The 24,637-nt window shown below is 70.5% G+C and carries 24 protein-coding genes; 12 read left to right on the top strand and 12 right to left on the bottom strand.

The window, feature by feature from the left end; all coding sequences use genetic code 11:
* Nucleotides 1-213: 213 nt before the first annotated feature.
* The 4 genes from BFN33_RS13175 to BFN33_RS13165 all read left to right on the top strand — a co-directional run bounded on the left by BFN33_RS13175 (nt 214) and on the right by BFN33_RS13165 (nt 3,553).
* Complete coding sequence (locus tag BFN33_RS13175; protein ID WP_176742374.1) at nt 214-642, top strand: ester cyclase; 429 nt, start codon at nt 214-216, stop codon at nt 640-642.
* A gap of 431 nt (nt 643-1,073) precedes the next feature.
* Nucleotides 1,074-1,289, top strand: a complete 216-nt coding sequence (locus BFN33_RS52635; RefSeq protein WP_141757965.1) for a hypothetical protein — start codon at nt 1,074-1,076, stop codon at nt 1,287-1,289.
* Nucleotides 1,290-1,327: 38 nt separating this feature from the next.
* Complete coding sequence (locus tag BFN33_RS13170; RefSeq protein ID WP_256122739.1) at nt 1,328-2,212, top strand: hypothetical protein; 885 nt, start codon at nt 1,328-1,330, stop codon at nt 2,210-2,212.
* An 81-nt stretch (nt 2,213-2,293) separates the two neighbouring features.
* Entirely contained in the window at nt 2,294-3,553 is a 1,260-nt protein-coding gene (locus BFN33_RS13165) for a cytochrome P450 (protein WP_079140800.1), read from the top strand.
* A gap of 209 nt (nt 3,554-3,762) precedes the next feature.
* On the opposite strand, the gene BFN33_RS13160 is transcribed toward BFN33_RS13165, so the two are convergent.
* Both BFN33_RS13160 and BFN33_RS13155 read right to left on the bottom strand, forming a co-directional pair.
* Nucleotides 3,763-4,782, bottom strand: coding sequence for an SDR family oxidoreductase (locus BFN33_RS13160; protein WP_069760132.1), 1,020 nt, complete (start codon nt 4,780-4,782; stop codon nt 3,763-3,765).
* Between the two features lie 265 nt (nt 4,783-5,047).
* The gene (locus BFN33_RS13155; RefSeq protein ID WP_069760131.1) at nt 5,048-5,749 is read right to left on the bottom strand and encodes a TetR/AcrR family transcriptional regulator; all 702 of its coding nucleotides are present in this window, start codon (nt 5,747-5,749) and stop codon (nt 5,048-5,050) included.
* Between the two features lie 151 nt (nt 5,750-5,900).
* Here BFN33_RS13155 and BFN33_RS13150 point away from each other — a divergent pair, with 151 nt between their 5' ends.
* Together BFN33_RS13150 and BFN33_RS13145 are read left to right on the top strand one after the other, a co-directional pair.
* Nucleotides 5,901-6,974, top strand: coding sequence for a medium chain dehydrogenase/reductase family protein (locus BFN33_RS13150; RefSeq protein WP_069760130.1), 1,074 nt, complete (start codon nt 5,901-5,903; stop codon nt 6,972-6,974).
* Between the two features lie 116 nt (nt 6,975-7,090).
* Nucleotides 7,091-7,660 (top strand): nuclear transport factor 2 family protein, encoded by a 570-nt coding sequence (locus tag BFN33_RS13145; protein ID WP_069760129.1) that lies wholly within the window; start codon nt 7,091-7,093, stop codon nt 7,658-7,660.
* A gap of 124 nt (nt 7,661-7,784) precedes the next feature.
* Here BFN33_RS13145 and BFN33_RS13140 read toward each other — a convergent pair whose 3' ends face one another.
* From BFN33_RS13140 to BFN33_RS13130, 3 genes are all read right to left on the bottom strand, one after another.
* Nucleotides 7,785-8,702, bottom strand: a complete 918-nt coding sequence (locus BFN33_RS13140) for a pyridoxamine 5'-phosphate oxidase family protein (protein WP_218108978.1) — start codon at nt 8,700-8,702, stop codon at nt 7,785-7,787.
* Between the two features lie 15 nt (nt 8,703-8,717).
* The gene (locus BFN33_RS13135) at nt 8,718-9,290 is read right to left on the bottom strand and encodes a TetR/AcrR family transcriptional regulator (protein WP_069760127.1); all 573 of its coding nucleotides are present in this window, start codon (nt 9,288-9,290) and stop codon (nt 8,718-8,720) included.
* Nucleotides 9,291-9,422: 132 nt separating this feature from the next.
* The gene (locus BFN33_RS13130) at nt 9,423-10,301 is read right to left on the bottom strand and encodes a helix-turn-helix transcriptional regulator (RefSeq protein WP_069760126.1); all 879 of its coding nucleotides are present in this window, start codon (nt 10,299-10,301) and stop codon (nt 9,423-9,425) included.
* A 131-nt stretch (nt 10,302-10,432) separates the two neighbouring features.
* On the opposite strand from BFN33_RS13130, the gene BFN33_RS13125 reads away from it, so the two are divergent.
* A complete protein-coding gene (locus BFN33_RS13125; protein ID WP_069760125.1) occupies nt 10,433-11,383 on the top strand; it encodes an NAD(P)-dependent alcohol dehydrogenase in 951 nt (316 codons plus the stop codon).
* 478 nt (nt 11,384-11,861) lie between these two features.
* Here BFN33_RS13125 and BFN33_RS13120 read toward each other — a convergent pair whose 3' ends face one another.
* Nucleotides 11,862-12,314 carry a MarR family winged helix-turn-helix transcriptional regulator gene (locus BFN33_RS13120; protein ID WP_069760124.1) on the bottom strand — a complete coding sequence of 151 codons (453 nt, stop codon included), beginning with the start codon at nt 12,312-12,314 and terminating at the stop codon, nt 11,862-11,864.
* Nucleotides 12,315-12,377: 63 nt separating this feature from the next.
* On the opposite strand from BFN33_RS13120, the gene BFN33_RS13115 reads away from it, so the two are divergent.
* Nucleotides 12,378-12,746, top strand: a complete 369-nt coding sequence (locus tag BFN33_RS13115; protein ID WP_069760123.1) for a VOC family protein — start codon at nt 12,378-12,380, stop codon at nt 12,744-12,746.
* Nucleotides 12,747-12,792: 46 nt separating this feature from the next.
* On the opposite strand, the gene BFN33_RS13110 is transcribed toward BFN33_RS13115, so the two are convergent.
* Nucleotides 12,793-13,707, bottom strand: coding sequence for a GNAT family N-acetyltransferase (locus tag BFN33_RS13110; protein ID WP_069760122.1), 915 nt, complete (start codon nt 13,705-13,707; stop codon nt 12,793-12,795).
* A 636-nt stretch (nt 13,708-14,343) separates the two neighbouring features.
* Between BFN33_RS13110 and BFN33_RS13105 the strand changes: the two genes are divergently transcribed.
* Complete coding sequence (locus BFN33_RS13105) at nt 14,344-15,783, top strand: DUF488 family protein (protein WP_370743278.1); 1,440 nt, start codon at nt 14,344-14,346, stop codon at nt 15,781-15,783.
* Nucleotides 15,784-15,812: 29 nt separating this feature from the next.
* On the opposite strand, the gene BFN33_RS13100 is transcribed toward BFN33_RS13105, so the two are convergent.
* The gene (locus BFN33_RS13100) at nt 15,813-16,526 is read right to left on the bottom strand and encodes an SDR family NAD(P)-dependent oxidoreductase (RefSeq protein WP_069760121.1); all 714 of its coding nucleotides are present in this window, start codon (nt 16,524-16,526) and stop codon (nt 15,813-15,815) included.
* Nucleotides 16,527-16,897: 371 nt separating this feature from the next.
* On the opposite strand from BFN33_RS13100, the gene BFN33_RS13095 reads away from it, so the two are divergent.
* Nucleotides 16,898-17,617, top strand: coding sequence for an SDR family oxidoreductase (locus tag BFN33_RS13095; protein WP_069760120.1), 720 nt, complete (start codon nt 16,898-16,900; stop codon nt 17,615-17,617).
* Here BFN33_RS13095 and BFN33_RS13090 read toward each other — a convergent pair.
* From BFN33_RS13090 to BFN33_RS13075, 4 genes are all read right to left on the bottom strand, one after another.
* Nucleotides 17,607-20,393, bottom strand: coding sequence for an AAA family ATPase (locus tag BFN33_RS13090; protein ID WP_069760119.1), 2,787 nt, complete (start codon nt 20,391-20,393; stop codon nt 17,607-17,609). The two genes, BFN33_RS13095 and BFN33_RS13090, sit on opposite strands and share 11 nt — an antisense overlap.
* A gap of 107 nt (nt 20,394-20,500) precedes the next feature.
* Nucleotides 20,501-21,100 (bottom strand): peroxiredoxin, encoded by a 600-nt coding sequence (locus BFN33_RS13085; RefSeq protein WP_069760118.1) that lies wholly within the window; start codon nt 21,098-21,100, stop codon nt 20,501-20,503.
* 77 nt (nt 21,101-21,177) lie between these two features.
* Nucleotides 21,178-21,795 carry a VOC family protein gene (locus tag BFN33_RS13080; RefSeq protein WP_069760117.1) on the bottom strand — a complete coding sequence of 206 codons (618 nt, stop codon included), beginning with the start codon at nt 21,793-21,795 and terminating at the stop codon, nt 21,178-21,180.
* 41 nt (nt 21,796-21,836) lie between these two features.
* Complete coding sequence (locus tag BFN33_RS13075) at nt 21,837-22,529, bottom strand: type 1 glutamine amidotransferase domain-containing protein (protein WP_069760116.1); 693 nt, start codon at nt 22,527-22,529, stop codon at nt 21,837-21,839.
* A 434-nt stretch (nt 22,530-22,963) separates the two neighbouring features.
* Here BFN33_RS13075 and BFN33_RS13070 point away from each other — a divergent pair, with 434 nt between their 5' ends.
* Both BFN33_RS13070 and BFN33_RS13065 read left to right on the top strand, forming a co-directional pair.
* Entirely contained in the window at nt 22,964-23,983 is a 1,020-nt protein-coding gene (locus BFN33_RS13070; protein ID WP_069760115.1) for a GlxA family transcriptional regulator, read from the top strand.
* A 165-nt stretch (nt 23,984-24,148) separates the two neighbouring features.
* On the top strand, nt 24,149-24,448 hold the full coding sequence (locus BFN33_RS13065; RefSeq protein ID WP_069760114.1) for a hypothetical protein: 300 nt from the start codon (nt 24,149-24,151) through the stop codon (nt 24,446-24,448).
* Nucleotides 24,449-24,637: the final 189 nt, after the last annotated feature.

The following is a 24,637-nucleotide window of genomic DNA, read 5'->3' as shown; positions in this document are numbered from 1 at the left end:
CGTCGGCACGCGACTCGGGCGGCGAACCGCTGACACGGGGTCAGAGGCACCTGCTGGGCGTGCGAAGTGCCGCCTGATCCGACCGCCAATAACCACCGCCGAGCGACCCAGGGCCCGGGCCCGATGGTGACCCCGTACAGCTCACGGTTCGACCCTGTTCCGCTGTCCATCACCCCGGCGGAGCCGCTCCGTCCCTCCACATTGGAGAAGCACATGTCTTCCTCAGACGTCGAAATCGGCACGTCAACCGCCGACTCGCACCGACTTGCCGATGAGTACGTCAGGCGCGTCAACCTTCGTGACCTCGACGCCCTGTTCGCCCTCTACGCGCCGGACTTCCGTAACCACGCCGCGGACGGCACAACCTCCGGCGTCGAGGAGACCCGCGCGGTGCTGGCGTCGTTCCTCGACGCGGTCCCCGACTTCGCCGCCACGCCGGTCCGTGTCGTCGCCGAGGGCGATTGGTTCGCGATCACCTTCGTCCTCACCGGCACGAACACCGGACCGTTCAACGGCACTCCCGCCACCGGCCGATCGATCAAGGTGCTGGAAGTCCGCATGTTCAAGGTGGCCGAAGGGAAGCTCACCGACCACTGGGGCCTCATCGACCTGGCAACGCTCTTCGCCCAGCTGCAGGCCTGAAAAGGGCAGCCGCTACAGGAAAATTGGCCCATAGCTCTGGTAGGAGCCTCGCCAGGTGGGTGCGGTCCGGGAAGCTGGGTTTTCGCTCACCGTGAGCGCGACGGGCCCCGAACGAGTGCGGCAACGTCGACGGTTCCACGCACTGGGCGGATCCCTTCCTGACCTCCATCGTCCCGTATCTGGCGTTCAGCGACGCGGACGCCGGGTTCGAGGACGGACTCGAGCTACAGATCTGTCTCTTCGCGATGGGTGCGGGCCGGTGCCCAGATCGGGACCGGGCGCCGTCGAGGCCAGGGCGGACGCCGGCTGCCGGCACCCGCGGCGGTGAAGCGGACCGTGCCCGCGACCGTGTCGCGGGTCGGTCAGTGCGAGCGCCGTCATCCAGACGCGGTCGGGATGCGGGGCCGTGAGGCGCGCGTGAGGCTGGTGCCATGTCGACGAGGCGCCGCATGATCGTCTGCCCACCGTCCGGGGCGGGCAGACGCAGGGTGGGCATCGGTGGTCAGATGCCCGGCGCGGCCTTCAGCGTCCATGCCCTCACCGTGCTCGCGCCGAACTCGGGCCTGACCGGCCGGGACGTGCTGGACGTCGTCGAGCCGGGACGGATCGAGTGGGCCGCGGGCGAGCCGGAGGTGTGGAGACTCTGAACGCGCGCACAGGCCGCCGGGGCGGCGAAGATCCCGACGTGGAAGCCGTCCTCGACGACCTCTACACCACGCCGCCGTCCGACTTCGTCGCCCGACGGGAGACGCTGGCCCTCGCCGCGAGAACAGCCGGCCGGGCGGACGATGCCCGCCGCATCCGCGCCGCCCGCCGACCCACCCTCGCGGCCTGGGCGGCCAACCTCCTGCTGCGCTCCCAGCCGGAAGAGAGCCGGAAGTTCCTGGAACTGGGGCGCGCGCTGCGCGAGGCCTATCACGCCCTGGACGCCGAAAGCCTCAAAGATCTCTCCACACAGCGCCGCCACGTCGTCTCCGCCCTGTCCCGGCAGACCGCCCAGCTCGCCCGCGATGCCGGGCAACGGCTGTCGCAACCGGTCCAGCAGGACCTGGAAGAGACCCTGCGCGCCGTACTCGCAGATCCGGACGCAGCCGGTCAGTGGGCGAGCGGCCGCCTGGTCAACGCCCTCACCCCGCCCTCGGAGTTCCGCCCGGACAACGCTCCAGTGGCCAAGAAACCGGGCAAGCGCAGTCGCCTCGCGTCTCCGTCTCCGGCACGGTCCTCCAAGGACGAACTCGCCGAGCGGCGCCGCGCCCGTCAGGAGCAGCTGGCCCGGGCGCGGGAGGCCGCCGAGGCGGCCGAGGAGCGCCTGCGTGAAGAGCGGGCACGCCAGGCGGACGTCGACGCCGAGCTGCAGCGGGCACGCAAGCGCACCGAACAGGCTCGCCGACGGATGTCCGCCATCGAGGAGCAGATGCAGCAGGCACGCGAGAAGTACCGGCAGGCCGAGAACGCACAGCAGGAAGCCGAGGAACACAGCCGGTCCGCCGCCGACGCCCTCGCCCAGGCCGAGCGAGCGGCACACGAGAGCGCGCAGCAGGTACGCCGTATGGCCAGAGGCGGCACGTAGACAGCGCCGCACCAGCCTTGAGCCCTGGGCGTACGGTCAGGCCCGCGTTTCCAGCCGGGGACGGCGGGCACCCGCCACGCCATGAATCAGAGTCGTCCGCCGATTGCCGACAGCTCGCTCGCACTTCTCGCCAAGGGGTACACCTGGCTGCCCGACCGTCGACTCCATACCACTGCGCCACTCGTGCGCACCCGACTGATGGGACAGCACGCCGTCGCCCTGCACGGCCCGGAAGCGGTGCGGTTCTTCTACGACGAACGGCATGTGGAGCGCGGTACGGCGCTTCCCGGTCCGGTGCTGAGCACTCTGTTCGGTCACGGAGCCGTGCACACCCTCTACGGGCAGGAACACCGCGAACGCAAGGGAGTGTTCCTCTCCCTGCTCACCGGGCCGCAGACGGTCTCCGCGCTGGTCGACCGCGTCACGGCGGTGTGGGACGAGGCGGTGGAGTCGTGGTCCCACCGCCCGGTCGTCCTGTTCGACGAGGCGAGCCGGATTCTCACCCGGGGAGTGTGCCAGTGGGCCGGCATCCCCTTGGCCGACGCGGATTCCACGGCCCGGGACCTTGTCGCCATGGTCGACGGCTTCGCCACGCCGGGACCGCGCCACTGGCAAGCACGCAGGGCGCGGGCTCGCAGTGAGGCCTGGCTGGGAGGCCTGGTCGAAGAGGTACGGGCGGGGCGCGCCACCGCTCCGGCCGGATCGGCGCTGGAGACGGTGGTCCGCCACCGGGACGCCGACGGCCGGCTCCTGGACCCGCACACCGCCGCGGTCGAACTGCTCAATGTCATCCGTCCCACCGTCGCCGTGTGCTGGTTCGTCGCCTACGCCGGTCACGCACTGCGCACCCCCGGAGTCAAGGAACGGCTGAGCGGGGACGATCCCGCCTACGCCGTGGCCTTCGCCCACGAGCTGCGGCGCTTCTACCCCTTCGCGCCCTTCCTCGGCAGCCGGGCCGTGACAGATCTGGAGTGGCAGGGCGAGCCGATCCCGGCCGGCACCCTGATCCTGCTCGACCTGTACGGGCAGAACCACGATCCCGACCTCTGGGACGAGCCGTACGCCTTCGCCCCGCAGCGCTTCGTGGGGCGGCCGCCGCATCGCGACGAACTCGTTCCGCAGGGCGGCGCGGACCGGGCCACCGGCCACCGCTGCCCCGGCGAGGACATCACGGTGGCGCTGTTGGCGGCCCTCGGACCGCGGCTGGCCCGGCTGGAGTACGACGTGCCCGAACAGGACATGCGGATCCCGCTGACCCGCATGCCGGCGCGAGTGCGCAGCGGGTTCGTCATCCAGGCTGTCCGGACCCGTGTTCCGGCGGCGGCTCATGGCCCGACATAAGGAGTGTCATGAAGACGCTTGGTGTACCCGGGCGGCAGGAGACGGTCTGGGCCCGGCCGGGCGGGACTGCTGACGGCGCTGCGCCCCGGGAGTCCCGCGGAACGGGCCACTGATCTGTCGCGGCGGCCGTTGCCCGTCCGGTTTCGCTGTCGCACCGGGCGGGCAACGTTGTGCCGGCACGGGGCCGGGGCCCCCAGGCCTCGGCCCCATCACCGTGTCAGGACCCGCAGCCGTTCGCCCTCAGCAGCCGCCGCGGCCCGAGTCATCTTGCGCCCGGCGGTCACGGCCGCTCCGGCCAGTGCGGCGGCGACGGCGGTCCTGCGCATCGCGGTGCGCCGCCGCCCGTGCCAGCCGCCGCGCACCGCGCCTTCCCCGGAAGCAGGTACGTGCAGCGCTCCGTGGGTGGCCGGGGCGGCCTCGTCGTGATCGAGATGACTCTTGTCCGTCTGCCGTGCCATGGTCCGCTCCGCGAGCCCGGGCATGATCCGGGACTGGCGTACCAGGGCGCGGCCCGCCGGACCGACCACCACCTCGCGGCGAGGATGGCGCACGAGGTCGACGACCGCCCGGGCGACGCGTTCCGGGGTGTAGACCGGCGGCATGGCAACGACCTTGTGTCCGGTGTAGTTCGCCGCCTGCTGGAAGTGCGGCGTGTCGATGGTCGCGGGCATCACGGTGCACACGTGCACGCCCTTCATCCCCTCGACCCGCAGCTGCTGCCGCAGGCTCGAACCGAGCCCTTGGACGGCGTGCTTGGACATGCTGTACGGGTGGCTGTACGGCTGTGACACCGCACCCACGATGGACGAGATGTTGATCAGCGTGCCCGTTCCCTGCTCCCGCATCACCCGCAGCGCGGCCCGGGCTCCGTGCACGTAGCCCATCACGTTGACGTCCAGGACCTTGCGGAAGTCCTCCAGCGGCACGTCCTCGAAGCGGCCGAAGGCGTTGACAGCCGCGTTGTTCACCCAGACGTCGATCCGGCCGAACTCCGCCACCGCCCGCCGGGCGAGGTTCTCGACCGCCGCGGCGTCCGTCGTATCCGTCGGTACGACCAGCGTCCGTGCCCCGCGATGCTTCTCGCACTCCTTGGCCGCCGCCTCCAGTGCCTCCTCGCGGCGCGCGGCCAGCACCACGGCGCAGCCCTTGCGGGCGAAGGCCTCGGCCGTGGCCCGTCCGATGCCGCTGGATGCTCCGGTCACCACCACGACGTGATCGTGCAGTCCCATGGGTACCTCCTCAGGTCCGCCGAGCCGGGCGCCCTGTGCCCGCCTCCGTGGCGGAACGGGTACCCGACTGACGCCGAACCGACCTACAAGGCCGCCGGTCACACGCAAGCGCTTCGGCACGTGACCACCTACGTGAGTGCGCCAACGCGAGCCGTGCCAGGCGGCGGCTGAAACCGACGGATCGGCCGCCCACAGCACCTCACGGCAGCCGTAGAACGCCCGAGATGGCAGACGGTGCGGAGCGCCGGAGCGGCCCGTGCGCCCTTCAGGAACCGTCCGGTTCCAGTGACCGGACGGCGTTGTCGATCTCCGAATCGATCAGCCGCTGCGCCTCCAGGGGACGGTTGTCGAAGACGCCGGTGAGTTCGAGACTCACGATCCCGTGCACCCGTGACCAGATCAGGATGGCGGCGCGGGCGGCGCGCGGTGGGGTGTCCGGCCGCTGCTGGGAACGGGCCCACTGCCGCAACTGCCCATCGAGCGTGCGGTCGCCGCTGCCGCTGTCGGCCTGTGGGGTTCCCTGTACGGCCGTGAGCAGGTCGATGAGCAGCGCCATCGCCTGGTCGAGCGGCGTGTGTTCGGTGACGTCGCCGGGCAGGTCCCCGGCCTGCTCGCCGAAGAGCATCCCGTAGCGACGCCGGTGTCGCAGGGCCCAGTCGCGGTATGAGGCGACCAGTTGGCGCAGTCGCGCGCGGGGGGCCCGCCTGCTCCCTTCCACCGCCTGGCTCATCGCCGCTACGAGCTGCTGGTAGGAGAGCGTCACCAGGTGCGCCACCAGCGCGTCGCGCGACGGGAAGTAGCGGTAGACGGCCGGTGCGGACATCGCCATGCCCCGGGCCAGAGCGGCGATCGTCAGAGCGTGGATGCCGTCCGCGTCGATGATCGCGAACGACGTGTCCTCGATCTCCCGGAGGGTCTGCGCCCTAAGCCGCTCGCGCCTGCTCATGGTCTGCGGTGGGTTAGTCATGGACGCATCGTAAGGGACCGTCGGAGTTCGGGTCACCCATAGCTGCTGTTACGACCCGTAGCACTTTCGCTTGACAATCACTGACGGCCAGACACATAGTTACGACCATTAACAGAGCGACTGAGAGTCGCAACTGCTTGAGGAGCCGGCCATGACCGAGTTGAACGCCACCGCAGAGGGCACCACGGCCGCCACCGAGATGGTGCTCCCGGGCAAGGTCGCCCCGAGCGGCCTGCAACTGGTGCGGCGGACACTGCCGGCACCCGTCGCCGGCCAGGCGCTGGTGCGGGTCGAGTCGACCGCGGTGTCCTTCGCGGAGAGCGCGATGCGCCGGGGCCGCTACTACGGCCAGCCCGCCTTCCCGTTCGTGCCCGGATACGACCTCGTCGGCGTCGTCGAGGCCGTCGGCCCCGGCGTGGACCGCGCCCTCATCGGCCGCCGGGTCGCGGCCCTGACCAAGACCGGCGGCTGGGCCACGGCCGTACTGCTGCCCGCTGCAGATCTGGTCGAGGTGCCCGACGGTATCGACCCGGACGAGGCGGAGACGCTGATCGTCAACGGCCTCACGGCCTACCAGATGCTCCACGCCAAGGCGAAGGTGCGGGAAGGACAGACCGTCCTCGTGACCGGCGCCGCCGGGGGCGTGGGCTCGATCCTGGTCCAGCTCGCCCGGCACGCCGGCGCCCAGGTGATCGGCACGGCGAGCCCGCGCCATCACGAGGCGCTGCGCGCACTCGGCGTGGAGCCGATCGACTACCGCGACCCCGACCTGGCCGCCCGCGTCCGCGCACTGGCCCCCGACGGCGTGGACGCCGCGTTCGACCACCTCGGTGGCGTGAGCGTCACCCTCTCCTACGGACTGCTCAGCCGCACCGGCACGCTGGTCTCGTACAGCATCGCTGCCGCGCTCGACGACGCCCGCCCCATACTGCTCGACTTCCTGCCGCTGCTGGCCAAGCTGGCGTTCTGGAACCACCTGCCCACACGCAGGCACGCGAGCTTCTACGACATCTGGGCGGGCGCCGGCAAGCCTGACTCGGCCAAGCGCGAGGCGTTCCGGGCCCGAACGCGCACGGACCTCACCCATGTCCTCAACCTGCTGCGCGAAGGCGTTCTCACCCCCCAGATCGCCGCCCGCTTTCCGCTGACCGAGGCGGCCGCGGCGCTGGAGCTGGCCGAATCCTCAGCCCGCACGACCCCCGGCAAGATCATCCTCACGCCCTGACGGCCGAGTGCTGACGGCGGCTTGGACAACCCACTCGAAAGGCTTGCTCAAATCGGTTAACTTATTAATCTGTAACTGCGGTAGCGGCTCGCGCCGGCACCCGGGAGGAGACGAGCATGGGCCGACTTGGACCCTGGACACCGAAGACGGTCGAAGAGCGACTCGACCGCATGGAGTCGCTCGCCGAGATCCGCCAACTCCCCTACCGGTACGCGCTGGCACTCGACTCACGGGACATGGACGCCGTCGCGGACCTGTTCGTTCCCGACGTACGGGTGGGACGCGACGCATTCGGCCGTGCGGCACTGCACCGCTGGTACACCGAGGCCATGCGCGCCTCGAGAACCACCATCCACCAGGTGACCAACCACATCGTGGACTTCGACGACGCCGACCGCGCCAGAGGCGTCGTCTACTGCCGGGATCAGCTCGAACGGCCCTCCACCGGCCAATGGGAGGTCGGGGAACTGCAGTACTGGGACGACTACCTGCGCGTGGACGGCGAGTGGTGCTTCCGGCGGCGGAAGTTCCACCGCTGGTACCTGGCCGACGCACTGTCCAGACCCGCACACGGCACGGGCGTGAACGACGGCAGCGACCCGCTGGGTGCCCACCAGCTTCCCGAGTCCTTTCCGACCTGGGCGCCGTACTGGGACTCCGCCGGCAGCCACTCTCCCCACGCCTGACCGCCCATGCCGCCCGCAGGGCGGCGTCCGGAGGTGCGACTGGGATCCCGCGCCTCAACCGAGAGTGCGTTCATCGCGTCGACTCCCCTCTCGTCGGGCGTCCGCTCCCCCGGGCCGGCCCCCGTCACGCCGCGTGCGGATTGAATCGGGAGTAGTTCAGAAGTTCCCATCGCAGCGGGCTGGCGTTGTCGATCTCCACCACAGTGTCGATGGTGAACTCCACGACGCGCAGGGCCCCGGGGTACTCCGCGGCGCTGCGAGGGTCCCAGTCGATCCGGCCCGTGCCGGTGAGCTGCAGGGTGTGGCCGCGCTCCCAGTCGAGAAACAGCAGGCCACACGCGGGGTCGAGGTGCAGGTTGCCCAGTGTCATGTAGAACTGGTTGCCGGTGTAGTCGGGCCAGCGCAGTGTGCGGGGCCCCGTGACGGTGACGAAGCCCGGCATGCCGCCGCGGTGTGACGAGTCGGCGCCCTGATCGGGGGCGTGGCTGGCGATGAAGAAGGTGTCGGCCTGCTCGATCCAGCGGCGCTGGCCGTCGGTGAGCTCTTCGCCGGTGCGCGCCTTCCCGGCCGGCGCGTCATCCGCCGGCCCGGTGATGACGCGGTTCTGCAGGTACTTCGGGCAGTTGCCGAGTACTTGCTCGGTGCGCATCCGCAGGCCGTCCCCGTCACGTACGGCCACGCCGTTCGCCCGGATACGGCGCTGGGTCTGCGGGTGCAGGGCGAGCACGCCTATGGCGCGTTCCGCGTCGAAGGCATGGCGAAGCGGGTCGCCGGGTGCGGGCAGCGCATGGATGGCGAGAGTCCGGTCGTCCTCCGGCTGGGCGAAGCCGGGCGGCCCTGTCACGATCGTCGACCAGACGGCGCCGGCCTCATCGGCGGCTGCGATGATCAGCATCTGCTGGGCGCGGATGAACGGGTAGAACCCGTGCGGGATCTGCGGGCCGAACATCGGCGATCCCCATCCGGGACCGCCCTCGTGAGCCTTGCGCTGGACCGCCTGCTCACCGGGATGGTCCACGGGGCGATCTACGGGCAGTGCCATGGCGTGCCTCCTTGATCAGCGTGCGAGCAGGTCGGGTGCGAGCAGGTCGGGCAGCTCGCCGAGGACCTGCTCGAAAACGGAAGGGTCGTCCAGGACGCGGGCCACCACCAGGGCACCCTCGATGCGGACGAGCGCCGCACGGGCCCGGTTCTGAGCGTCCTTTTCGCTCGCGCCCGCCCGGGCGGCGGCGTCGGCCATGGCCTGGAGCCAGGTTCGAGCGAGGCGGCCGGCATGGGCCCTGATGTCCTCCGGCGCCCCGAGCAGTGTCATCGTGTCGAGGACGCAGGCCATGCGACCGTCGTCGTAGAAGAGCGCCATCCGCCGCGCCATCTCGGCGACGCCTTCGGCGACGTCCGACTCCGAGGCGAGTGGCTGCAGGACTTCGCCGAACCGGGCTCCAAGGCTCGTGAGCATGGCGGCCGCCATGGCGGGTTTGCCGTCGGGGAAACGGTGGTAGAGGCTCGCGCGTTGCAGCCCTACCGCCCGTGACAGGTCGGAGAGCGATGCTCCGGCGTACCCGTTGACCCGGAAGACCTCGGCGAGCCGGGCATGGATCCGTTCATCGTCGACACTCGCGGTCCGTCCCATGGTTGATACTTTACCGAACGTTCGGTAAAACTGCAAAACCCCGGACGACTCCGCACCCGGAGCTCCGAAACGCAAGCGAAGACCCGATCCCGTACGGCCGCGGCCGTGGGCGCCGTTGCGCAGGCGTGCGTGTCAAAGAGGCCGGCGGGACGCCGATTGCGCGCCGGATTCCTGGGTGTCGAGCAGACCTGCGAGCAGTCGGAGCCGCTCGGTGTCGGGGCTGCCGTCCTCGGCGGTGAGGACGATGAGGACCGGGCCGGAGGCGCCGGGTATCGGGTAGGCGTCCCAGTCCAGGTTCAGTTCGCCGACGAGTGGGTGGTTGACACGCATGCGGCCGCGGGTGACTTCCTCGATGTCGTGGCGGGCCCACAGGGTGGCGAACTCATGGCTGCGTACCGCGAGTTCGCCGACGAGTTCCGCGCCGCGCGGGTGGCTGGGGTCGGCGGCCACCTGGGCGCGCAGCATCCCGGTCAGTTCGGCGACGGTGGCCGCCCGCTCCGGGCACGCGTGGTCGGCCTCGGGGTGCAGCAGAAGACCCAGCAGGTTCCGCTCGGCCTGTGGCAGCTGGGTGAACGCCCCCAGCAGGGAGCCTGCCAGCGGGTTCCAGGCCAGTACGTCGAGGAAGCGGCCCACGACCATCGCGGGCGCGGTCGTCGTGTGCAGCAACCGCAGCGTGGTGGGCGGTACTTCCTCCGGCCCGTACGGTCGCGGGGGCCGGGCCGGGGTGCGCGCGGCGGCGGCGAGGCTGTGCAGGTGCCGGGTCTCCTCGGCGGAGAAGTTGAGGGCGCGGGCGAGGGCGTCGAGGACCTGCTGCGAGGGCCGTACGTCGCGTCCCTGTTCCATGCGCTGGTAGTAGTCCGCACTGACCCCGGCGAGCAGGGCCAGCTCCTCACGGCGCAGTCCGGCGACGCGGCGCCGCGGGCCAGGTTCCAGGCCGACGTCCCGTGGGTGCAGCCGGGTGCGGCGGGTGCGCAGGAAGTCGGCCAGTTGGCGCCGGGGTTCGTCTGTCACGGCGTCAGTATGCCGCTGGAGCGGCCCACAAGGGTGGGTCTGCCAGTCCCAGGAAAAGCCGAACGACCACGATGTCGCGAGGAGGGGCCAGGCTCGGTGGCACGCAACCGACCCCCGAGTGAGGAACGCTCATGGAATCCGCTCAGATCACCCGCTTCGGTGGACCGGACGTCCTGCACGTCAATGACATCGAGCGGCCCGTTCCCGGCCCGGGCGAGGTGCTGGTGCGGGTCGGGGCGTCCAGCGTGAACGGACATGACGTGCTCGTCCGCTCCGGCCAGGTGCGCATGGTGTCGGGACGCCGGTTTCCCATCGCTGCCGGGCTGGACTTCGCGGGCGAGGTCGCCGAGACCGGAAGCGGCGTGGAGGGTTACCGGGTTGGGGACCAGGTGTGGGGCATGGTGCACCCCCGTCAGCGGCACACGACGGCCGGGGCGGCCGAGTACGTCGTGGTCCCCGCAGGCCGCATCGCTTCCACCCCGGCGGGCCTGTCGCCGGTGGACGCGGCCTCCCTGGTCGTCGGGGGCGCGACGGCGCTGATCGCACTGCGGGACTCCGTGCGGTTGGTGAAGGGGGAACGGGTCCTCGTGCGGGGCGCGGCCGGCGGAGTCGGTACGGCCGCCGTGCAGTTGGCGCATGCCATGGGTGGCCACGTCACCGCGCTGGCCCGCGCCCGTCACGCCGAAGCCCTCGGCGACCTGGGCGCCGACCAGGTCCTCGACTACGGCGACACCACCCCTGAGCAGAGCGGGACGTTCGACGTCATCGTCGACACGGTCGGCTCCGACCTGAGCCGTTACCGCCGGCGCCTGACGGACAGCGGCCGGATGGTCACCGTAGCTCTCTCGGGTCCCGTTCTGGCCGCGATCGCCGCGTCCACGGTGCACGGAGCCCGCCGCGTGCGCACCTTCAGCGCCAATCCCGACAGCACCCTCCTGCACGACCTGGCCGACCAGGTCACCTTCGGCGCGCTGCGCCCCGTCGTGGCCGGCGTGTACCCCTTGGCGGACATCGCGTCAGCCCACCGGGCGTTCGAACGGGGCGGTGCCATCGGCAAACACGTCGTTGCCATGTCCGGCTGACGGGGCTCACCGAGCGGGTTTGGTCAGCGATGGACGGGGGTCGCCTGCGCTGCGCTTGGGTCGAATTCGGGCAGCAACGGCACCATGGTCTGGCGCTCGTGGCGGTCACCGTTTCGACCAACGCCCCTGCATCGGCTACGCGGAGTCGGCCGACCACGTTAGGCCGACGGTCTGGTCACCCCTCATGTCCCCGGCGTCGAAGGCCGAGACATTGAGCTGACGCATCAGCATCGTCGGGGAAAGCTCCGGTGCACAGCGGCCTGACCGCGTCGAACGGCCAGGCCGACATGTACGGGATCGACAATTGACCGGTTGCTGACGGCCCGCACCCGCCGGTGGCGGCCCGGGCGCCACCGGGTGGGCCGGCCGCCTGATCACGGCTCGACGCTTCCAGCCAGTATCGGACGAGACGAACCTGCGGCAGTGGAACGGGAAAGCCTCCCGGAAGATCTCCACGAGACCTGCGCCGGGGAACGAGCTATGTACCGTCGTTGCTCTCGCGCAAGGAATGGATCATGCTCCGCAGGCTCCGGAACGCGTCTGACTGCTCGGTCTCGGTCATGCCGGCCAGCATTCTGACCTCGACGGAGCGGACCGCCACGGTCGCCTTCTCGAGGCTCCGTCGGCCGCGAGGCGTGAGCCGCGTGGGAAGAACCTTTCCGACGGGTGCCTCCGTGGGCCTGGTCACGTAGCCCTCTCGTTCCAGAGCCTGGAGCAGCACGTTCATCGACTGCCGTGTCACGAACGCGCCCCGTGCGAGCTCGGAGTTCGACAAGCCCGGTCGTTGAGCCAGCAGTTCGAGGCAGGAGTAGCGCGTCACGTTCATCCCGAGCGGTCGCAGCACCTCCTCCATGGCCGCGCGGAGGGCGCTCGACGCCTCCTTCAACAGGTAGCCCAGTGACGTCTCGAGATCGACACCGTCTTGATTCATGTCAGCATTCTGACATAGGTTGACCTGTGTCAGAAAACTGACATGAGCAGAAGGAGCAGCGTCATGCCCGCCACCGGTCCCGACTTCATCTCACTCCAAGCGCGCGACCTCGACGCTTCGCAGGCGTTCTACGAGCAGTACCTGGGCCTGGTCCGCTCACCCACCGGACCTCCGCACGCCGTCGTCTTCGAGACGAAGCCGATCGCGTTCGCACTCCGCGACGTCATTCCCGGCACCGATCTCGCATCCGTCGCTCAGCCCGGCATCGGTGTCGCGATCTGGCTCCACGCCACCGACGTCCAGGCCATCCACGACGCGCTCGCCGCCGACGGTCACACCATCGTCTCCGCACCGATCGACGGCCCCTTCGGTCGGACCTTCACCTTCGCCGACCCCGACGGCTACCAGGTCACACTCCACGACCGCGCCTGACGATCACCGGCCGGGGTCCGATCCGGTACCGGCCAGCGAGCCGATCTCACCCCGGCAGGTGCTCCCAGCGGCGGTCGGTGCGGGTCAGTTCACGGAAGCCGGCCGAGGTCAGGTAGGCGATCGCCGTCTGGTCGCTCGCGGCTTCGTAGGCGAGGAGACGGTCGGCCCCGCACAGGCGCAGCCAGTCGGCGGCCTGGGCCAGGAGCCAGTGCTCCAGGCCCAGGCCGTACGCGCCCGGGTCGACGTGCAGGTTGCCGATGTCGGCGAGGCCGGCGGCGCGGGCGTGCCGCTCCGGGCGGGCCAGGGAGGTGTCGACCTCGATGAAGCCAAGGGCGCGCCCGTCGGCGTACGCCGTGAGACGGGTGCCGCACTCCCCCAGCGTGCGCTGGACGGTGATGCCCGGGCGGGCCTCGGCGGGCGGCAGGTCGGGCACCCGAGCGATCAGGATCACCTCCGTGTCGCCGACATGCCTGAAGCCCGCGCGTTCGAAGGCGGCACGGATGTGCGGCCAAGTGTGGGGCAGGCCGTACACCCCGGGAGCGGGCACCTCTCCGCCGGCGTACCGGACCCGTACGTTCCACCGGGCGAGCTGGGCCAGGCAGGCGCCCATCAGCAGGTCGGCGGCCTCGTCGGTACCCTGCCGGAAGGAGGCCGCCGGATGGCAGAGAAACCAGTCGATCTCCCCGACTTCCCGGTAGGACTCACCGACGTCCGGCCCTGACCGGTAGCGCAGCAGATGCGCGGCGGCGATCACGTGATCGCGCTGCTCGGCGACGAGGGTGACGCGTTCACTCACCCACGGGTCGGTGATGAACTCGTCGGGCCGCCGCTCCAGGGCGCTGAGCACCGTGTTCGTCGAGACCGAGACACCGGGGACGACGGCGGATACATGCGCGTTGACCAGGTCGGTGAGCTGGTCGCGGTCGTCGCGGCGGAAGGGGCGCACCGTGAGCGCGGGCATGCGGGGACCTCCGGGTCTTTGGGGTGTGCGCTGGAGGCCGCCATGTGGTGCGGTACGGGGCGAGGGTACGTCGGTCCGCGCGCCGCACGCCACCCTGTTGCCGCGAGACGGCCGGGACCGTGGCCCGGGCTCACAGCGTCCGACACAAGGGCATCGCCCAGTACTGCGACTCGCAACTGCTCGGCATAACAGTCGCGCACCGGGTCCTCGAAACCCGACGCCTCGCGGACGACCTGCTGCTCGGGTACTTGGGCGTCGACTTCCCGTTCACCGACCGGCCCCCCGCTCGACGTCGAACTCGCGACGCTGGTGAAACGTGCCGAGGACGACTGGTCCGATCGTCCACCAGCAGGTGTCCAGCCTCCGGAGGGTGTCGGTGCGCACGCGCGACACGGAGTCCGGTCGTGCGGGCGGTCGCTTCAGGCGGTCCCTGGCCGCACGTCGGCCAGGGACCGTACGAGTTGCGGGGCCGGGTGTCGAGCGAGACGGTGGTTGGCGACCGGACTGCGTGATGCGGCCGCCCGGCGTCCGGACCGCCGTACCTCACCGCGACGAGGTGATCCCGCCCGGTGTTCCTGTTGTCGAACCGGTGTGACTTCTCGGCCGTCTCCAGGCCGTGTCCGGGAAAGGTACGTCATGGCCAAGCAGGTGACCTGTCGCACGGTCTACGAACAGACGCCCGTCGAGGACGGCACCCGGGTGCTCGTCGACCGCGTCTGGCCGCAGGACATCAGCGAAGAGGCAGCGCGTCTCGACGAATGGCTGAGCACGGTCGCACCCTCGGCCGCGTTGCAGCGCAGCTACAGCCAAGACCCCCTGGAATACTCGGAGTTCCGCCACCGCTATCTCGCCGAGCTGGAGGATCCTGAGCACCGACAGGCGGCGAACCATCTGCGCGACCTGGCCGAACACACCAGACTGACCCTGCTGACCTCCGCCGAGGACCCGCACGGCGGCCATGTCGCCGTCCTCGCGGAGTGGCTGGCCCGCGCGGACCCCGCGCGATCGGATCCGCCCTCGCGCGGATTCCTGGCGCGTGTGTCCTCCGCGGTCGCCGACCTCAACGCGGGGGCGTTCGCGTTCGTCATGGGCACCGGCATCGTCTCGACCGGCCTGAACATCAACGGCGCGCACACCGCCTCCGCCGTTCTCCTGGTGGTCGGCCTGATCGGCTGCGCGGTGCTGCTGCCCGCCTACGCCTGGCGTCTGCTGCGCCGGCGGGAGCGCATCGTCGCGGACTTCGTCGGGCCGCGCGGCTTCTCGTTCCTCACGATCGTCATCGCCGCCGACGTGATGGCCGCCCGCCTCGCACCGGACGGCCATACGGCGGCGGCCGGCGCGTTCCTGGCGTTCGGAGCGGTGGGGTGGCTGCTGCTGGGCTACGCAATTCCCCTGGGACTGATCGCCGGCGTCCGGCGGAACCCGTCGCTCGACCACGTCAACGGCGCCTGGTTCCTGTGGGCCGTGGGGTCGGAGTCGGTGGCCTTGGCGGCGGCGGCTCTGGCCCAGCAGGTGTCGGGCCGGCAACTGCCTGTCCTTGCCCTGGTCTGCTGGGGCATCGGACTGGTGCAGTACCTGTTGATCGCCGGCATGGTCCTGAGCAGGCTCCTGACGCGACCGGTCGAGCCACGAAGCCTCATGACCTCGTCCTGGATCTTCATGGGGGCGGCGGCGATCACGGTGCTCGCCGGAACGAGGCTGCTCTCACTGCCCTCAGGAAACATGCTGCTGTCGCGTCCTGTCATCGCCGGCACGTCGGTGGTCCTGTGGTCGTTCTCCACCTGGCTGATCCCGCTGCTGCTCGCGCTGGGCGTCTGGCGGCACGTGGTGCGCAAGGTTCCGTTCCGCTACGAATTCGGCTGGTGGAACCTGGTGTTCCCCATCGGCATGTACGGGGTCACCACCCACGAACTGGGACGCGCGACCGGAACGTCGTGGATGACCACGCTGGGCCGATGGGAGATCTGGGTCGGCGCACTGGTCTGGGTGGCGGTGATCACCGCCATGGCGGCGACCGCGGTCCGGGCCCACCTCACGACCGGGCACGGAGGCGATGCCGTCGGCTCCTCCGCCTGAGGGCAGCCGCCGTCACCTGACCGAGCGGTTCAGTGGCCGGCGTTCTGGCCGCCGTCGACGTGGAGGATCTCGCCGGTCACGAAGGGGGCGTTCTCCAGGTAGACGATCGCGTCGACGACGTCGCCGACCTCACCCATCCTGCCCAGGGGATGACTGCGGGCGAGGGAGCCGTCGTCCGCGTCCGAGTTCATCGGCGTCCTGATCACGCCCAGGGAGACCGCGTTGCTGCGGATGCCGCGGGCCGCGTACTCGATGGCCAGAGCACGGGTGACGGACTGCAGTCCACCCTTGGTCAAGGAGGCCAGCGTCGCGGTCACCGCGGAGTTGGCGTGGTCGGCCAGACTCGTACTGATCTGGACGACATGACCGCTCCCCTGGCGGAGCATCTGCGCGACGGCCAGCTGCGTGACGAAGAAGAAGCCCGCCAGGTTCACGCCGGTGATGGCCTCGTAGTCCGCCCGGGTGTACTCGGTGAACGGCTTGGCGATGTAGATACCGGCGTTGTTGATCAGGGTGTCGACGCGGCCGAACCGTTCGATCGCGGCCGCGACCACATGCTCAGCTGCCGCGGGGTCGGTGATGTCGCCCCGGACCGCGAGGACATCCGGGTCCGGTCCGGGGGCGATGCTCCGCGATGTCGCCACGACGCCGTAACCGAGCTTCCCGTACGCCTCGACCAGGGCCGCACCGATGCCCTGCGAGGCACCCGTGATGACAGCGACCTTCCTGCCCGGCACGCTCATGATGGCCCTCTTCCGTCGTGTCGTACGAAGCGATCGCCCCGTGACCGGCCGGCCGGGGGGCCCACTGGTGCACTGGCCCCACGTGGGGCAACCGGGTCAGCACCGCACCGCCCTGCCCGCCTGCGTAGTGGCCCGACGGACAACACAGGACCACAGTGGGGGACGACCCCGTTTCGTCGCGCCCGTGGAACTCACTGGCCGGCACACGACCAGGGAACTTCACAGGCGCGAGCGTTCGCCCGGCCGTCCGATGCTGGACGCGGCGACCGCCTGGTCACGACCACCACTCGGTTCTCCGCCGAGGTCGCCGCGTTCCCGATCACCGGCCGGGACTCAACCGAAGCAGGCAGTGACCGCGCGAGGAGGAAGCAGTGAACGATCTCTCGGGAAGCACCGTGGTCGTCATCGGCGGCAGCTCCGGCATCGGGTTGGAGACCGGCCGTCAGGCACACACGGCCGGGGCGAAACTCATCCTCACCGGTCGTGATCAAGGACGGCTCGACGCCGCCCGGGACGAGTTGGGGGCGCTGGCCGCCACACTCGTCCTGAGTGACACCGAGGGCCTGCGCCGGTTCTTCACCGAGCTGCCCCTGCCCGTCGACCACGTACTGGTCGGTGGCGGCGGCCCCGTCTACGCCCCGATCCTCGAGATGGACTTCGATCAAGCCCGGAGTGTGCTGGACGAACACGTCCTGGGGTCGCTGCGCATCGCCCGGGAGTGCGCGAGCCGTGTCCGTCCCGGCGGATCACTGACGTACATCACGGGCACGCACGCCCGTCGTCCCGGTGTGGGTCTGAGCATCGCGGCCGTCGCGGCGGCCGCACTGCCCGCCATCGTCGCGAACGCCGCCCTCGAACTCGCCCCTATGCGGGTCAACGCGATCGCCGCCGGGTTCGTCGACACGCCGTTGTCGGCACACCTCCTCGGCGACGAGATCGAGTCCCGCCGGGAGCAGTTGCGCGCCACACTGCCCATCCGGCGCGTCGTCGGACCCGAGGACGTGGCGGCACTCGCACTGCACCTGATGACCAACACGGCGCTGACGGGGGCGACCTACGACGTGGACGGCGGCCAGCAACTCATCCCTTGAAGCCCCACTCCGGTGCCAACTCGCCGTGCGGCAGATCGTCCCGCAGCTGCCTGCGGGAGGTGATCGACAGCTTGGTGAAGACCTTCCGCAGATGCCACTCGACCGTCCGCGGGCTCAAAAAGAGCCGCGTTCCGACCTCGGGGTTGGACAGGCCGGCCCGCACCAACAGCGCGATCTGCCGTTCCTGCGGCGTCAGTTCGTCACTCGACGACGCCTCGGTCGTGCGTTTGCGGACGGACTCCCCGGTGGCGAGCAGCTCGCGGCGGGCCCGTTCGGCGAACGCCTCCATCCCGATGGACACGAAGATCTCGTACGCCGTGCGCAGTTGCTCACGGGCCTGGACCCGCTGCCGCTCACGGCGCAGCCATTCCCCGTACAGCAGGTGGGCACGCGCGAGTTCGGGACGCAGCCGCGTCCGGCCCAGGCGCTCGACCGCCGCACGGTACAGGCGGTCCGCAGCCGCTCCCTGGCTCAGCAGCGCCCGGGACCGGGCCAGCGTTCCCTGCGCCCAGTCGGTCTCACATTCCTCCGCCGCCTCCGCCAGCCGTTCGAGTGCGCCGCGAGCGGTTTCCTCGTCACCGACACGCACCGCGGCCTCGACGAGTTCGGGCAGCACCCACACCGAGACCCACAGCTCCGCCGTCCGCGTACCGGCGCGGGCCGCCGACATCGCCTGTTCGTAGCGGGCGAGACCGTTGTAGAGGACCGCGGCCGCCCACTGCGCGCCGGCGACCCCCTTCAACTGGCCCCCCGCGCCCGCCACTTCGATCGTGTCGGCGATGAGGGCCTCGGCCTCGGCGCCCCGGCCCCGCAGGGCGCTGAGCCGCAGCCTGACGTACGGCGCGATGGGAACGCCGGTCGCCGCGGCCACGGCGTCGGCCTCGGCGACGATCGCCGCCGCACCGTCGAAGTCCCCGGCCCAGGTGGTCGCCATCCCCAGCGAGGCCAGGTACAGCGGGAGTTCGGTCAGGGCGCCGGCGGTCCGGACCACCTCGACGGCCTGGCTGTACATGACGCGCAGGATCTCGTCGTCCCAGAGGACCGCACTCACGCAGTTGGCCACCCAGCCCCACTTCAGGACGTCGCGCGCGGGCAGGTCCGCCAGTTCGGTCACAGCCCGCCGCAGTACGGGAACGGCGGCGGCCCTGCCGTCGGTGACGAGCAGGGCGCACCCCTTGATCACGAGATCGAGGGCGTGCGGAGCGCCCTCGGCGGGCGGAAGTTCCTTCATCGCGCGGGAGACCAGCTCCAGGCTGTCCGCGTCGGCGGCGATCAACGCCGCCGCGCCCCACGCGATCAGACAGGTCTCGTGCGCGAGGACCGCGTCGAACGGTTCGAGCCGCTGCGCGGCCCGCAGCAGGAGACGCGGCGCCTCGTTGTCGACCCCGGCCGCGAGAGCCATCCGGCCGCGAACGAGGTCGCATCGCGCGCGCTGGAACTCGGTCCGGGCATCGGTGTCCGCAATGTCGACGAGTTTGCGTGCGCCTTCGACGTCGCCCGCCTGAAGGGTGGCGGCCGCGGCTGCCACGGCGCGGTCCGCCCGCCGTGTGATGTCGACGGTCAGCGCGACGGAGCGTTGCAGGAACGCCGCCGAGGCGGCCGGCCCACCGCGCGCCTGTGCACGGTCGGCGGACCGCTCCAGTTCGCCGGCGACGCTCTCGTCGGGCTCGGTGGCGGCGGACGCGAGGTGCCAGGCGTGGCGATCCGGGTCCGCCTGCGGGTCGGTGACCTCCGCGAGGGCGAGGTGTACCGCTCGGCGATCCTCTTCCGTCGCCGACCTGTACACGGCCGACCGCACGAGCGGGTGGCGGAACGTCACGCGTACGTCGAACGACAACAGCCCGTGTGTGCCACCGGCCAGGGCCCCCTCCGGGGTCACACCGAGTCGGCCGGCGGCACGCCACACCAGGGCCGGGTCACCGACCGGCTCGATGGCGGCGACCAGCAGCAACAGACATGTCTGCCGGGGCAGTTCGGCGATTCGGCTCATGAAGCTCTGCTCGATCCGGCCCGGCACGCTGTCGGCGTGCACCAGCCCGGAGCCCCCGGCCGCCTCGCCGACGGCCGGCCCTTGTGGCAGCTGCAACAAGGCCAGGGGATTGCCATGGGTCTCCGCGACGATCCGGTCGCGGACCTGCTGGTCGAACCGAGCGTGCGTGACCGAGTCGAGCAACATGTGGGCGTCGGCGTCACTGAGTCCGGTGACCTCCAACTCCGGCAGACCGTGCAGCTCCTGGGCCCGCTCGCGGGTGCCGAAGACCAGGACGACCGACTCCACCGGTAGCCGGCGGGCGACGAAGCCCAGCACCTGCGCCGAGACGCGGTCCATCCACTGCGCGTCGTCGACGACACAGACCAAGGGGCGTTCCAGCGCGGAGTTCGAAAGCAGACCGAGCACCGCAAGGCCCACCAGAAGGCGTGGGGGCGGAGCCCCCGCCCGCACCCCGAACACCGTCTCGAGCGCGCCGCGCTGCGGGGCAGGCAGGTGGTTCAGCCGGTCGAGCAGCGGAGCGCACAGTTGGTGCAGGGCGGCGAAGTCGAGTTCCCGCTCGGATTCGATCCCGACGGCGCGCAGCACACGCAGATCGGTGGCCGTGTCCATCACATGGGCGAGCAGCGCCGATTTCCCGACGCCGGGCGCGCCGTGGACGACGAGTGCGCGGCTCTCCCTGGCCCGGACCGCCTTGATCATTTTGCCGAGGAAGGCACATTCGCTCTGCCGCCCGAGCAGCCCTGCCTGCGTCGCGTGCTCTGCGTCGTGCGCCGGAAATGCCACCGTTGCCCGCCTCTGCCGGTTTCCCGCCCGACACATTGCACGCTACAGCGGTGTCGCGGTGGCACGCACCTTCACCTGGCGGGAGCCTCGCCGTCGAGGGGCCGCGTCTATCGGACCCGCGCTGCCGCGTCGGCCGCACGCCTGTCCCAGCCGTGGAACGCCGAGTGGTCGCCGGAGTCCCAGGCCTCGCGCAGGCCGGGAGTGCTCAGGTCCCAGTCCGGTCGGATCTCCCGCGTGGCAGCGGCGAGGTCGCGCCACAGGTCGTAGGGCGAGGGGCGGCCCCAGAACCAGTAGCCGTTGTAGACGCTGTGCACGATCAGCCCCGGCTTGAGCACCAGCGTGTGCGGGATCATCGGATCATGGTCGGGGTCGGTGTACTCCTGGATGTCGAGTGCCCGCTGGACCGTCCTGCCCGGATCGGACAGGAACGGCCACTGGGCGCCGACCGAGAGACGGAACTCCTGCAGTGTGTGATGTTCGTCGGTGGCGATCGTCACTATCTGTGTGTAGGCGACCGCGGCCTTCGGCTGGAGCACCGACGCCATCTCGCGGTGCTGCTGGTGCTCCTTCGGGCAGTAGTGCCCTCGCGCCAGAGTGAGCACCAAGGGGTCGCTGCCCTGCAGCTCGCTGAGCGTACGGACCTCTCCGGTGTGATCGGGCAGCGCGAAGTCCGGAAATATCCCCCCTGGGACGATGTCGGGACGCATGAGCTCAACCGCCTCTCTCCGTCGGTGTCAGGAAGGCCCGGATCCGCTCGGCCGCCTCTGCCCGTCCTCGGCCGCCCTCAGGACGGCAATTCGCTACCGGCCTGTTCCCGCACCATGTACCGCGCGTACCAGTCCGGCCAGTCCGGGTCCTCCGCGCCGGTCCTCGCTTCGTGCTCGCCATGTGCCGCCGCGGCGCGGCGCAGCGCGGCGGCCATGTCCTCGGCCGAGGCGAACACCGTGGAGGCCGGGTCCAGCCGTCCCGGCAGCCGGGTGGTGATCTCCTGCAGCAGCCAGCCGTTGCCGTCGGGGTCGCTGAACGACAGGAACGAGCCGTAGCTGGCGCGCTGCGGGTCCGGACCGGGCACCCGCGCGTCGGTGCCGGCGTGGTGGAAGACGCCGCCGGCGTCGTGGAACACATCGCTGACATCGACGCCGAGCCGCTTCAGCTCGTCGTGGGCACCGACGATGTCGTCCACGACCAGATGCAGGCCCTGAGCGGAGCCCGGTACCTGGGACGTGACCGAGGTACCGAAGATGACGGACGCCGAGGAACCCGGCGGGGTGACCTGCACGACCCGGAAGTTCTCGTCCATGGCGACCTCCGCGTCGAGCCGCCAGCCCAACGTCGTGTAGAAGTCCTTGGCCCGGTCGACGTCGGTCACCGGCACCACCACGACCTCCAGCTTCATGTCCATGACCTGTGCCTCCCGTGTTGGAACACGACCGTCTTCGCGAGCTACTTCACGACCTGCAACAACCGCTCTCCGAGTACAGCGGCGGAGTGGGGGTTCTGCCCGGTGACAAGGTTCCGGTCCTCAACCATGTACGGCTTCCAGATCTCGCCACGGCTGAAGTCGACGCCGAGTTCCTTGAGCTCGTCCTCCAGCAGCCACTGCGTCTTGGAGGCGAGCCCGACGGCCTCCTCCTCGTCGTTGGTGAAGCATGTGACCCGGTAGCCCTTGAACGGCGACACGCCGTGGATCCGTGTGGCCAGCATCGCGGCGGGGGCGTGGCACACGATGAAGAGCGGCCTGCCCGACTCGAGCTGTTCGGTGAGGAGCCGTCCCGCGTCGGCGTCCACCCACATGTCCTCCATGGGACCGTGGCCACCGGGCAGGTACACCGCGTCGTAGTCCCCGAGTCGCACGTCGGACAGCTGAAGCGGCCGGCGCATGACCTCCGCGGAGCGGATGATGGCCTCCAGTTCGAGGGCCGCCTCCACACCGCCCGCCATCTCGGGCCGCAGGCTCATCATGTCGACGTTCGGAGTCACCCCGTTGGGTGTCGCGACGACGACCTGGTGGCCGGCTTCGGTGAGTTGCTTGTACGGGGCCGCGAACTCCTCGGCCCAGTAACCGGTGGCGTGCCTGGTGCCGTCCTTCAGCGTCAGGTACGTGGCACCGGACACCACGAACAGTATCTTCGCCATCTGCGATCACTCCTGTCGTCCCGGGCTCGCGGCAGCCGTACGCACCGCGAAATCGCCATGCCCTCCACGCTCCCGCGCGCGGCGGTCGGTCGCACCCGTGGAACACCCTGGTCGGCGTCCCTGGCCACTGCGCCGGGTCCGTCGGCGCGATCACGCTCTCGCTCAATGCCTCCGGTCCTGCCCGGCTGCCGGCCCGCATGAGAAGCGCTCCACGCCGCCGCCGCTGCCGGTCTCCGCCGGAGAACAGGACTGAGATGCCGTACCTCCCAGCAGGGAGGGAGCCGGTCGTAGCGTCTGCGCGGGTCGCCTGCGTACGTTGGGCGCACGGACATCCGTCGCGACCCCGCCTTGAAGAGCGGCAGCGCGCCGACCCGCACGGTGTCGGCGGCGTCTCGGCCGTTCAGCGCTCACAGGCATCGTCCAGGAGGCATTCCATGCATCATGAGCACCGTGGAGCGGGCTCGCGCACCGTGACCGTGTTCGTCTTCCCGGGGGTGCGACTGCTGGACGTGACAGGTCCCATCGAGGTGTTCACGACGGCGAACGAGTTCGGCGGACGCTACCGGGTTGAGATCGTCTCGCAGGACGGCGCCGAGGTGATCACCTCCGCCGGAACCCGTCTGGGCGCCGATCTCTCTGTCGACGACCTCACTGAGCCGTCCGACATCCTGGTGATCCCGGGCGGCCCGGAATGGGAGACGGTGATCAAGGACGACGCTCTGCTGGATGTGGTGCGACGCCTGAGTGACCAGGCCAACTGCACAGCATCGGTGTGCACGGGAGCGTTCCTGCTGGCGGCGGCGGGACTCCTGGACCGTCGCCGCGCCACGACGCACTGGCGGCACACACGGGAACTGGCCCTGCGCTTCCCGTCCGTGCGGGTCGATCCGGACGCCATCTTCGTGCGGGACGGGCGGATGATGACGTCGGCGGGTGTCACCGCCGGTATCGACCTGTCGCTGGCGCTGGTCGAGGACCATCACGGCGCCGAGGTCGCACGAGCGGTGGCCAAGGACATGGTCGTCTTCATGCAACGGCCCGGTGGCCAGTCCCAGTTCAGCGTCCGCTCGCTGGCCCCCCACACCCGTCAGGAGATGCTCCGCGGGGTCCTGGACGCGGTCGCCGAGAACCCGGGGGCCAATCACACGCTGTCGGCCATGGCTCGCCGGGCGGGCGTCAGTGTCCGGCACATGACCCGGCTCTTCCACGAAGAGGTGGGCACGACACCGGCCCGGTATGTGGAGGACATCAGGCTGGAAGCCGCCCAGGCGATGCTGGAGACGGGTGATGACCCGATGTCAGTGGTCGCGCGACGCACCGGGTTCGGCTCATCCGAGTCGCTCCGCAGGGCGTTCGTGCGACGCCTGGGCGTGACCCCTGGCGCCTACCGGACCAGCTTCCGAACGACCGGCGTCGGCGCGGAAGATCCCGCGCCCGACGGGGTCTCCTCCTAGCAGAGGAGCAACTTCCCTCCGCCTACGGCTCCTTGCGCGACGGACAGCCTACGGTCACCGGATTGCGAACCGTCTCAGATCCCCGTACATGACCGACGTGCTGCCCGGGATGAACCTCGTGGCCCTGGGGGGCGGCCTGGTGCTCGTCGGACTCACCGTCGCCGAGTGGACGGCGCAACGGGTGCGGACACGGGCGTCGCCATCAGCATGAACAACGCGTCCCTGCAGATCGGCAGCGCCATCGGTCTGGCCGCTCCGGTCTCGGTGGGCACCAGCCACGCCACCTCGCTGTGGCATGCGGGCATCGATGCTACGACCGCCATCGCGGCCCGTTACGTCCTCAGCTTCGCCGTCGCTGCCGGTGTGAGGGCCTTCGGCGCCGGCTCGGGTTCATCGGCATCCACCCGACCGACCGCTGCCACCATCCGGACGGTGCGCAAGACGTCACGGCAACGCGCGGCCTGACACGTCACCGACCCAGGTGAGCCCGCGGCGGGAAACCGGTCACGGGCTCGATGCGGGGCCTTCGGTTCGGGCGGATCGATCCGCGGAGAGCAGTGCGCCGGACCGGGAATCCCGCGGCTCGTCCAGATACGGTCGGAGGCACGGCCGTCGGATGTCGGCCCCGATGAGCCTGACGGCCGCGCCGCGTCG

The sequence above is a fragment of the Streptomyces sp. LUP47B genome (assembly GCF_001746295.1).
Taxonomy (GTDB): domain Bacteria; phylum Actinomycetota; class Actinomycetes; order Streptomycetales; family Streptomycetaceae; genus Streptomyces.
This window is presented reverse-complemented; position numbering and strand designations above follow the sequence as displayed.